The organism is bacterium (genome assembly GCA_018812485.1).
Classification (GTDB): Bacteria; JAHJDO01; JAHJDO01; order JAHJDO01; family JAHJDO01; genus JAHJDO01.
Map to the genome: position 1 here is coordinate 1 of JAHJDO010000008.1, position 4,940 is coordinate 4,940.

General features: G+C 35.2%; 8 protein-coding genes. 5 read left to right on the plus strand and 3 right to left on the minus strand.

From position 1 onward, the window contains the following. Window positions 1-97: 97 nt before the first annotated feature. A complete protein-coding gene (locus KKC91_00525) occupies window positions 98-385 on the plus strand; it encodes a helix-turn-helix domain-containing protein (protein ID MBU0477043.1) in 288 nt (95 codons plus the stop codon). Here the strand turns inward: KKC91_00525 and KKC91_00530 are convergent. Beyond that, complete coding sequence (locus KKC91_00530; GenBank protein MBU0477044.1) at window positions 359-877, minus strand: ATP-binding protein; 519 nt, start codon at window positions 875-877, stop codon at window positions 359-361. The two genes, KKC91_00525 and KKC91_00530, sit on opposite strands and share 27 nt — an antisense overlap. 113 nt (window positions 878-990) lie before the next feature. On the opposite strand from KKC91_00530, the gene KKC91_00535 reads away from it, so the two are divergent. Both KKC91_00535 and KKC91_00540 read left to right on the plus strand, forming a co-directional pair. Continuing rightward, entirely contained in the window at window positions 991-1,164 is a 174-nt protein-coding gene (locus tag KKC91_00535; GenBank protein MBU0477045.1) for a helix-turn-helix domain-containing protein, read from the plus strand. After that, entirely contained in the window at window positions 1,139-1,372 is a 234-nt protein-coding gene (locus KKC91_00540; GenBank protein MBU0477046.1) for a hypothetical protein, read from the plus strand. The genes KKC91_00535 and KKC91_00540 overlap by 26 nt, the downstream gene beginning before the upstream one ends. A gap of 22 nt (window positions 1,373-1,394) precedes the next feature. Here the strand turns inward: KKC91_00540 and KKC91_00545 are convergent, their stop codons facing one another. Both KKC91_00545 and KKC91_00550 read right to left on the minus strand, forming a co-directional pair. Further along, on the minus strand, window positions 1,395-2,267 hold the full coding sequence (locus KKC91_00545) for a hypothetical protein (GenBank protein ID MBU0477047.1): 873 nt from the start codon (window positions 2,265-2,267) through the stop codon (window positions 1,395-1,397). A gap of 19 nt (window positions 2,268-2,286) precedes the next feature. Then, window positions 2,287-2,958 carry a DUF4145 domain-containing protein gene (locus tag KKC91_00550; GenBank protein ID MBU0477048.1) on the minus strand — a complete coding sequence of 224 codons (672 nt, stop codon included), beginning with the start codon at window positions 2,956-2,958 and terminating at the stop codon, window positions 2,287-2,289. Window positions 2,959-3,256: 298 nt separating this feature from the next. Here KKC91_00550 and KKC91_00555 point away from each other — a divergent pair, with 298 nt between their 5' ends. After that, complete coding sequence (locus tag KKC91_00555) at window positions 3,257-4,168, plus strand: hypothetical protein (GenBank protein ID MBU0477049.1); 912 nt, start codon at window positions 3,257-3,259, stop codon at window positions 4,166-4,168. Window positions 4,169-4,199: 31 nt separating this feature from the next. Then, a partial coding sequence (locus KKC91_00560) for an endonuclease/exonuclease/phosphatase family protein (protein ID MBU0477050.1) occupies window positions 4,200-4,940 on the plus strand: 741 nt, incomplete at its 3' end.

Below are 4,940 nucleotides of genomic sequence, written 5' to 3' on the forward strand. Positions count from 1 at the left end.
AGATTTGTCAAGTGGGTGAACTGGAATTGGCACATAGGCAACACTTTATAAAAGAAATAAGGGATAGAATGAAAAATAAAAAAGGAGGAGGTGTCAAATGAAAAAGAATATAGACCAAGATATACCATTAGTATATGTATTGAAACTCAAAATCAATCTTAATGATTACAATCCCAAATATCCCAAGAATCCGAAGAATTTCGGTGAAAGAATTAGGAAGAAACGGATGGATTTACATTTAACAATGAAAGATGTTGCTCAAAAATTAGGAGTTTCAGAAACAACAATATATAACTGGGAAATAAAAGGAAGAAAACCTTACAGAAGAACAGAAGAGAAGCTTAGAGCTATTCTTGGGTTAAAGCAGAAAAAAATCTCTGTCTAAAGTTCTGTATTGGATTGCTTCTGATAGGTGCTCTTTGCTTATCTGTTCTAAGCCGGCAAGGTCAGCAATAGTACGTGATACTTTTAATATCTTGTCATATGCTCTGGCGCTAAGATTCAGATGAGACATTGCCATTTTTAGTAGTTCACTCTCTTCTTTGCCTAAAGCACAGAATTTGCGTGTTTGTCTATGACTCATCTGGGCATTGCACATAATATTTTCATTCTTTTTGTCTTCTGAGGAAAACCTTTCTCTTTGAATTGCTCTTGCTTTGTTGACTCTTTCTCTTATTTGAGCGGAACTTTCAGCGGGAGTATTGTCACTCACTTCCTGATAATTGAGAGGAGGAACTTCAATGTGAACGTCTATTCTATCCAACAAAGGGCCTGAAATCTTAGAGCGATATTGATGAATTTGAGCAGGGGTACATCTACATTGAAGATTTAAGGTCGCATAGTTCCCGCACTTACAACCATGCAGAACAGAATACAAACTTTTTACCCCCATTAGTGTATACACTTGAATTATCAATTAACCTTAATGATTTTAACCCATCCTACCCCAAAAATCCACAAACACTGGGAGAGAGAATAAGAAAGACGAGAATGGATAAAGGGTTATATGCCAAAGAACTGGCTAAAAGGCTGGGAGTTACTGATGATACAGTGATAAATTGGGAAAAAGACAGGAATAAACCGCAAGGGAAGAATATGGAGAAAATAAAAGAATTTCTAAAAGAGGAGGATATGAAAAATGAAGTTAATTCCATTATCAGATAGGGAAAGATTAAAAGAAATCTGCCCGTTTTCAGTGAAGACTCTCTATAAATGGAGATCACTTGGATTATATCCTGAGTTAACAGTGAAAGTCGCGGGAAAGGTTTGTCTTTGCGTGGATGCGCTTGAGAAAATGATTGAAGATGGTTTTAAGAAACAGCGGGAGAGAGCTGAAAAGATGGAAGCAATCAGGGAAAAGTTAAAAAATTAGAAAACAAAGATAAAAACAGAAATTATATTTTCTTAAGATTTTCTTTTTTGTGGATAGCCAAACATTTCCGACACATATTAATCTGTTTACCATCCTTTGTTTTCACCGGTATAGTGGGTGATTCACTACAGATTAAACAGCTATTCGTGGATGGTCCTCCCATGGTTTCGGTGACAATTAACTTTGGGTCTTCAAAATGTGATGCTACTTTACGTACTCTATCCACCATAGTCTGGTCAGCATTTTTAACGTGTCCGTGAAAAACCAAATTTCTGTATTTATTTATCTGTAGCAATTCTTCATAAAACGAAGCATCTATTTTTTTATTCTGAAGTAGTGCTTCAATCATTTGACGAAAAGAAAATGACATGCGTTGTACACCCCGACTTGGCACATATAATTTTCTATCCCGCAAATACTCTCGAATTAGACGCTCAAGGTGTAGAAATTTTTCAAAGAACTTAGAGGAAGTAATGATATTGTCGGTTAGATTTAGTTCTTTTTTCTTCTCTTTGAGGATTTTAGTCGCTGTTTTCTCGTATGCAGATGGGTTTACAATAGAAACTACAAATGCCATTCCACCAATAATTGCTATAAGATCAAGCACCGTAGTTATTATCATTAACGAAATCTTGCTAGAAAATTCCCACCGGTTTAAGAAAACAGTAGTTAAACTGAAAATAATTGCTAATCCGGTAATCCATACTAGAAGAGTAAGACGAGTATGATACTCTTGTCCTATAACAGCATTTATTTCTTCGAGAGTATCATCTTTTTCACGTGCATTCTCCATAAAAGTATGAACAAGTGCATATCCTGTGAGCAGAAAAGCAATGAAAGCAGATATACTTTGAGCTGCGGCACTGAATAGCCAGTAAATATGGTCATTATTCATTAGTTTAAACCCATATTAATTATTTTTCGGCTTCTCGTTTTCTATATTCTCTAATTTTATATGGTAAGGTGTATAGATACTCAAGCAAAAAATCAAGAAATCGTATTATATCTTTTGCATCGAGATGGTCAGTTGGAGCTTGCTTGGGCTCAGGATGTACAGATTCATTACCAAGTTCTCTGACGTTATCTGCCCACTCTTTCATTGTTGGAGGAAGAATTCCTTTTATAGACAAGTCCTCGATTTCTTGTTTTAGATTACTACCTTTTGCTTTGTTGTCGCGTAATGCTATCTGCAATGCAGTACGAGCCATTACAACCGCAGCATCCCAGTTCTCATCTACAAGATTTTTCTTAGCTTGGAGCCAGTATCGTCCAATTTGTTCCGGCCAATGTTCTGGGTATTTAGTAAATTTTAGAGGCCATGGCAAAACACGATAATCATAGAGGCTATGATTAGGTCCTGAACCATGTTCTGATGCTGACCAAAGCACCATGACATATCCTTTGCAGTTTCCACATTCTAGTGTATCGAAATTCAGAACTTTGGAACTATTTGGCTTTTGCTTCTCAGCGTGAAAAGCAACTTTGAAATTACCTTCTTCTAGACAGAATGGGCAAGTGATTTTATAAAATTCAAGCTTATCTCCCAATTGTCCAATACCTTCTCCGAGACTCCACCAACTTTCCATCAGAAACTCCTGTTATAATTTATAATTGGTAATTATACTACTTTCAAAACTAAGTATATTTGTCTAACAACATACTAACTGCAATCTCAAAATTATCTCCTCCACTAGCGAATATGTCAAATTTGAAGCATTTCCATTATTGATAGTTTACCTAACCTTCTCAAAAGAGGTAAAATAACGATTGTGAAACAATGTTAAATAATATAAGTGTGGTATATTTCGAAGGGGGAATCTCCACGTTAAAAAAGTAAAACCTTCGCTCAAAAGGCGAGGGTTTTTATGTTTATAGGAGGAAATCATGTCCAAGAAAACTCGGGATGAGAAAAAAGAACTAGCAAAACAAGAAAAGAAAGAGGCCCGCAATAAATTAACAAGCTTTGAAAGGTTTGAACTGAAGCGGGACACTTTTTTTATTCATGGATGGGGTGACGAAGCTAATATCTGCTGGACAGAGCCATATATGGAAGTTGGTGAAAGGAGAGCTACTAATTGGAAATATAATATTAAAGAATGGCTGGATGGAATAGTCATAAACAAAAACAAAATGCATTTTATTAACTTAGTTGAGAACGAAAGCAACATAAGAAGATTTGAAAAACGCGGACATAAAAAAATAGATATTGATGGAGATAAAACCTATTATTACATATGTTTTTATCAGTTCGCAGAGTTATTAAAAAAGAAAATAAAAGAAACATGCGGAGATAAACCTTGTGACTTAGTATGCCACAGCATGGGAGGACTTGATGCAGTTGCAGCAATTGCTCTGGATGAAGAAGATGATGATAAAGATTTTATCAATTCACCTTATCTAAGAGGAGTCAACAGACTAATCATAGTAGCAACACCCCACAGAGGTTCGCCAAAAGCTGATGCAGCTGATAGTTTCATAGCTAAATTGCTTTTTAATAATTCCATATACGTGAGAGCACAAGGCATTAATATGAGTGCTAAACGTGAGTTTATAACTAAAATCAATACCTTAAAAATAAGAAAGAAATTAATAGACCGTATTCATGAACTACACGAGTTTGGCGGGGAAAGAGACATTGTTGTTCCACAAGGATACTGGAAAATAAAAACCGATGATATTTCCACAAATAAAATAGTTGAGTACAAACCAATGACCTCAGTAGCACATTCTCAAAAAGAGGGAATTACACAAGACGAGAGATTAATTTTGGAAGTGATGAAAATATTGGCCAGTTAATACGGCATAAATATACTAAAGAAGTGGCAAAATGATAACCGTGAAGCAAAAATATCTAATCCTGTTTTTAGTAGCAAGTATAATCGTCATAGCAGGCTGTACAATTCCCCCCTCAAATCAACCGGAAGTAAATCCACAACCAGAATCAAACCCTCAAATCATAAAAATAGCTTCATTCAATATACAGATTTTCGGGCAAAATAAGATAAACAATACAGAAGCCATGGAAATAATCTCAAAGATAGTTAAAAGATATGACTTAGTTGCAATACAGGAAGTAAGAAGCACTGAACAAAATGTTATACCCACATTATTAAATTACATTAATGATGCCAATACAAAGTATGACTACATAATAAGTGAAAGGTTAGGCAGAAGTACGAGCAAAGAGCAATATGCATTTGTCTATAACACAAAAACAATAAATCCTATTACAAACAGTAGTTATGTTGTAAAAGACACTGATGATGTTTTTGAAAGAGAGCCCTTTGTTGCTTCTTTCAAATCCGGGAACTTTGATTTTACGATGGTGGATAATCACATCAAGCCCGAAGATGTTGAAGCAGAATTAACACATTTGAAAGTTGTAATAAACAATATCTATGACAGTTCTTCTGAAAAAGATATCATAGTAGTCGGAGATATGAACGCAGACGGCTCTTATTTTAAAGAGGAAAAACTGGCTGTAATTTTACCTGAATGGACACAGATGATTGGAAATAATGTAGATACAACAGTCGGAACTGCTGATAACACCTATGATAGAATGATG